The organism is Kineococcus indalonis (genome assembly GCF_009906395.1).
In the GTDB taxonomy this organism is placed as follows: Bacteria; Actinomycetota; Actinomycetes; order Actinomycetales; family Kineococcaceae; genus Kineococcus; species Kineococcus indalonis.
This window is the reverse complement of the sequence record NZ_JAAALM010000287.1, coordinates 1-5,267: the sequence shown is the minus strand read 5'-3', so window position 1 is coordinate 5,267 and position 5,267 is coordinate 1. Positions and strand designations below refer to the sequence as shown.

At 74.9% G+C, this 5,267-nt stretch carries 4 protein-coding genes; 1 reads left to right on the top strand and 3 read right to left on the bottom strand.

What is annotated here, in order from left to right:
• Both GTR00_RS13930 and GTR00_RS25865 read right to left on the bottom strand, forming a co-directional pair.
• The coding region (locus GTR00_RS13930; protein WP_166612211.1) for a hypothetical protein at positions 1-1,613 on the bottom strand (1,613 nt) is incomplete at its 3' end.
• Between the two features lie 301 nt (positions 1,614-1,914).
• Positions 1,915-3,354 carry a hypothetical protein gene (locus tag GTR00_RS25865; RefSeq protein ID WP_166612210.1) on the bottom strand — a complete coding sequence of 480 codons (1,440 nt, stop codon included), beginning with the start codon at positions 3,352-3,354 and terminating at the stop codon, positions 1,915-1,917.
• A 177-nt stretch (positions 3,355-3,531) separates the two neighbouring features.
• On the opposite strand from GTR00_RS25865, the gene GTR00_RS25860 reads away from it, so the two are divergent.
• The gene (locus tag GTR00_RS25860; RefSeq protein ID WP_166612209.1) at positions 3,532-4,548 is read left to right on the top strand and encodes a glycosyltransferase family 2 protein; all 1,017 of its coding nucleotides are present in this window, start codon (positions 3,532-3,534) and stop codon (positions 4,546-4,548) included.
• A gap of 102 nt (positions 4,549-4,650) precedes the next feature.
• Here GTR00_RS25860 and GTR00_RS13915 read toward each other — a convergent pair.
• On the bottom strand, positions 4,651-5,267 hold a 617-nt coding region (locus GTR00_RS13915; RefSeq protein ID WP_205705788.1), incomplete at its 5' end, for an NPCBM/NEW2 domain-containing protein.

The window sequence follows — 5,267 nt, the reverse complement described above, 5'->3', positions numbered from 1 at the left end:
GGGGAGAGGGGGGCTGCGGCGTGGGCCGCCGGGCGCCCCGTCCACATCGCCAGGGCGTCGTCGGGGGGCGGGGCGATCGCGCGGTGCGCCGGGCGGTGCACCTGCAGCGCGGGCGACGGTGCCGCGGGCAGCGGGTGCCGCCCGCGCGCGGCACCGCGCCGGGCGCGCGGTGCCGCGGCCGCGCGGCCCAGGGCGGAGCCCACGCAGATCCACAGCACGAGCGAGCCCGCGCCGCTGGAGACGTCCGAGGACAGCTCCAGCAGCAGGTAGTAGCCCAGCACCATGACGGTGAACAGGGCCGACGGGTCGCGCGGGCTGCGCCGGGCGGTGCGCACCGCCGCGGCGAGGGCGGTGCCGAGGACGACGAGGAAGAGCACCAGGCGGACGACGCCGCCCTCCTGCAGCAGCGAGAGGTAGCCGTTGTCGATGCCGTTGGAGGTGCCGCCCTCGGTGAGGGAGCCGGCCACGCCGGCCGTGCCCGGCCCGGAGCCCACCGGGTTGGCGGCGGCGGCCAGGAAGCGCGGCAGCAGCAGCAGGCGGTCGCGCACCGACTGGTCCTGCGCCAGCGAGGAGACCTGGTAGCGGCTGGTGCTCGAGCCCTCGGCGGCCAGGCCGAGCACGTTGATGCCGACGTACATGCCGCCGGCGATGACCACGGCGAAGAACACGGCCTGCACGCGCCCCACGGGCAGCAGGCCCAGCATCGCCAGGCCCAGCAGCAGCAGCGGCAGGGCGAACAGCACGCTGCGCACGCTGGTGAGCACGAGCGCGGTCAGGCCCACCGCCACGACGAGGGCGGCGAAGGAGGCCCGCAACCCGGAGCGGCCGGTGCCGCGGCGGGCCACCAGCCAGCACAGCACCGCCATCAGCCCCAGGCCGACGTACAGCGCGAAGCTCAGGGGCGACTCCATCGTGCCCCAGACGCGGAAGGCGCGGGCCTCCGGCTGCCCGACGCTGTTGAGCGTCTCCTTGACGCTGTCCAGCCAGGCCATGTCCCAGCGGGGGGCGAGGAAGAACTGCAGCACCCCGTAGGCCGAGACCGGCAGCAGCAGCACGACCAGGCTGCGCACGACCGCCCCGGCGGCGTGCCCGGCCCAGCCGCGGGCGGTCAGGTAGCCGATGCCGCAGGGCACGGCGACGAGCAGGAAACCGGTGACGCGGGTGGCCAGCGACCCGGCGGAGGCGACACCCGCGGTGACCACCAGCCACCCGAGGTAGGCGGCCAGCCACCCCGACCCCGGAGCGGGGCGGGGGCGGCCGCGCACCAGGAAGAACGCCGGCAGGGCGGCCAGCACCACCAGCACCGCCAGCGGGTCGCTGGGCACGTAGGCGTCCTCGCCGGCGGTGAGCCGGCGCAGCAGGGCGGTGGTGGGCAGCGCCACCAGCGCGAGCCCGACGGCGGTGGAGGGCTGCGGGCGCAGGACCACGCCCAGCGCGATCACCAGCAGCGGCAGCACCAGGCGCCAGGGCCCGACGGCGAGGGCGGCGACCACGACGACGGTGGCGGCGACCGCCGCGAGCGGCACCAGGGAGGCCGGCAGCGGGGACCGGCGCGCCCGCGGCGCCACCCGCGCCCGTGCCGGGCGGTCCGACGTCGCCACGCTCGAGCTCAACCAGTCCCCCATCCTCGTCCGGTCCCGGGCGGCTCCCGTGGACCGCTGCGGACCGTTCCCGCCCCCGCGGGGAGCCCCGCTCCAGTGGCGGTCCGGTGCGCCCGCGCGGCGCCGGGGCCGCGGGCCACCGGCGGCCGGGGCGTCCCGGCACGGCGGTCAGGGGGAGTCTAGGCGGACGTGGTGCCCCCCGGCGGCGTCATACCGGGTTCCGGTTGCTCCGCCCGGGGGATCGTCACCGGGCCTCCACGTCTCCTCCGGACCAGTCCGGTGACGCCGGGTCGCGCGCCGGTGACGTGCAGTCCTAGGAGGCGGGGGAGGAGCCGCTCGACGCGTCGGTGGAGGGGTCGGCGGCGTCGGGCGCCTCGTCGAGCCGGAGCAGCACGACATGGTCGGGGACGTCCAGCTGCAGCGTGGAGGAGGTCGCGGTGGCGCCCACCGCGGAGGTCCCGGAGAAGGTCGGCTCGTAGCGCGTGGCCGTCATCGCGCGCGGCAGCTGCACGCTGACGCGCCGGGTGGTCTCGACGTCGCAGCACTCCTCGCCCGCCGGGTACGACAGCGTGTTGGCCCACAGCGCCAGCCAGTAGCTGCCGTCCCGCTTCTGGAGCACCACGTGGCGCACGTCGTCCACGGCGGCGCCCGCCTCGTCCGTGGCCGCGACGGTCACGTCGAAGCGGGTGGGGTGGTGCGTGCTGCCGGGGTCCTCGAGCAGGTCCACCAGGGAGCGCACCGCGTAGAAGGCCGGCTTGCGCCGCCCGTCGGCGTCCAGGAAGAGGTCCCAGTCGTCGGTCGAGAGGTTGTAGAGGTAGTCGCGCCGCACGCCGGCGCGGAAGTACTCCAGGTAGTGCCGCAGCGCGTACTTGGCGCTGGCGCGCTCGGAGACGCCGCCCTGCTCGGTGCACCCCTCGGGGGTGAGGGTGTTGCAGTAGCCGCTCTCGGTGGAGACGACCCCCTTGCCGTCGCACAGCTGCAGGGCGGCGGGCATCCACTTGGTGGTGAGGTCCTGGTCGGGCAGCTCACCGCCGGGGTAGCTGTGCATGGAGGCCAGGTCGCAGCGCACCCCCGCCAGCTCGGCGGTGCTGTCGGGGTCGGCCACGGAGGGGCTGACCACCGTGAGCGCCCGGACGGCCTCCTGCACCTGCGGGTCCTCGTCGCGGTAGCCCTTGATCGAGTCGTGCATCCGGTCGGCGAAGGCGCGCACGCCCTCGGGCCAGGACTGCCCGTCGTACTCCAGGTCGCGGTTGATGTCCCACTCGTTGGGCCCCTCCACGCCCTCGGCGGCGTCCAGGACGGGCAGCAGGCCCTCGGTGACCACGTCGTCGCCGGAGTAGCCCTCGCGCGGGTCCATCACCAGCAGGGTCTTGATGCCGTGGTCCTCGTGCAGCTGGTTGACGTGCGCGAAGAACTGCTCGCCCCGCCCGCCGGTGCGGATGTGCCGCACGCCCAGGTCGCCCAGCGTGCGCTCCAGCAGGTCGAAGCGCCTGCTCTGCTGGTACAGCTGCACGGCCACGCCCATGGACTCCACCACCGAGTCCGCGGCGTGCACGTCGCCGGGGTCGGGGATCACCACCGGTGCGGGGTCCGGGCGCGTCACCACCACGGCGAGGACGGCGACGAGCACGAGCACCACCGCCGCGGCGCCCGCGGCGGTCAGCCGGCGCCGGCGCCGGCGCCGCGGCGCCTCGGCGGCGCTGTCCGGCGGGGGCACCAGGGCCTCGGTGCTCGAGGGGCTCTCGGACGTCACATCGCCTCCGCAGCGGGCGCGGACCAGGAGCGCGTGACCACTGGTTCGCTGACGGTCATCGGGGGTACCGTCCGGACCAGTCCTGCCGGATGTGTCGTCCAGGAGGGGTCGCCGTCGGCTACCGTCCAGTGTAGGCGCTGCCGTGCAGCGCCGGTTCAGCCGGACGAGGGGGGTTTCGTGGGTTCCGTGGGTTCCGGGGGTTCCGGGGGTTCCGCCCCGAAGGTCTGCATCGGGATCCCGGTCTACAACGGCGAGAAGTACGTCGCCGCGACCGTCGAGAGCGCGCTGGCGCAGGACTTCGAGGACCTCGAGGTCGTCATCTCCGACAACGTCTCCACCGACGGCACCGCGGAGATCTGCCAGGAGTTCGCCCGCAGGGACCCGCGGGTCCGCTACGTGCGCCACGAGGAGCACGTGGGCGTCGCGGACAGCTTCTCGCGCACGTTCAGCCTGTGCCGCAGCGAGTTCTTCAAGTGGGCCGCCTCCGACGACGTGAGCCACCCCACGTTCGTGGGCAAGGCGCTGAAGGTCCTCGAGGAGCACCCCGCCGCGGTGGTCTGCTACAGCGAGGCGGCGGTGCTGAACGCGGCCGGGGAACGCGTCCGCGACGACACGTTCATGATCGACCTGTCCGGGCCGAGCGCGAGCCAGCGGTTCCGCCGCGTCGTGATGGCCCCCATCAAGCACCACGCCGGCCACGAGCAGTACGGGCTCATCCGCTCCGACGCGCTGCGCCGCGCGGGGGCGATGAGCAACCACGTGTACGGCGACCGGGTGCTCCTGGTGCGCCTGGCGCTGCAGGGGCCGATGCTGCGCATCCCCGAGGTCCTCTTCTTCAACCGCGACCACGACGGTCGCAGCCAGCGCGACGGCGCCCGCCGCACCCGGCCCGGTTCGACGCTCAGCCGCTGGATCGGCGTCGGCCCCTGGCCGCCGTCGGAGTTCTGGAACCCCGCCCGCAAGGGCCGCATCGTCTTCCCCGAGTGGGACATCGCGGGCCAGTACCTGCGCGCCGCGCTCGAGGCGGACCTGCCGGCCGACGAGAAGGCCCGCTGCGTCGCCGCCGTGCTCGCCGTGGTGGGGGTGCGCGCCCCCAAGTACGGCCGCGACGTCGTCGTGGGCGCCGAGCAGGCCGCCCGCCTGCTCGCCCGCGGCAAGCTGCCCTGGCACGGCGGGCTGGACGCGCTGGCCTGAGACCCTCCCGCCCGGGACGCACCGAGGGGCGGTACCCGCTGCGCAGCGGGTACCGCCCCTCGGTGCGTCCCGACGTCCCCGGGGGACGTGCGGGCGGGCGGGTCAGGCGATCGTGGCGTCGGCCCAGTCGCCGTGGTCGAAGGCGTTGCCGTCACCGGCGTCGGTGGTGACCAGGCGGATGGCCTTCTTGCCGGCGATGTTCGCCGAGACGGTCTTGGCGGTGGTGCCGGTGACCGTGCCGGAGTCGTACAGCTTCACGCCGTCGCCGTAGACCTGGAAGGTCACCGAGCCCTTGCCCTGCACCTCGGCGTCCAGCCCGACGACCGCGCTGAAGGTGGTGGCGCTGTCGTTGGTGAAGCGCACCTCGGAGCCGGCGTGCACGCCCAGGCCGCTGGTGTAGGTCTTGCCGGCCACGGTCAGGGTGCGGCCGTCACCGGCGGCGCCCTCGCCGTTGCTCTTGTTCAGCTCCACCGGGCCCCAGGCGTTGGCGACCTGGGTCAGCGCCAGCGCGGAGACCTTGCGGGCGGTGCGCTCGACGACCGGGGCCGGGGTGGTGGGCGCCGGGGTCTGCGCGGTGGCCGTGGAGACCTTCGCGTCGGCCCAGTCGCCGTGGTCGAAGGCGTTGCCGTCACCGGCGTCGGTGGTGACCAGGCGGATGGCCTTCTTGCCGGCGATGTTCGCCGAGACGGTCTTGGCGGTGGTGCCGGTGACCGTGCCGG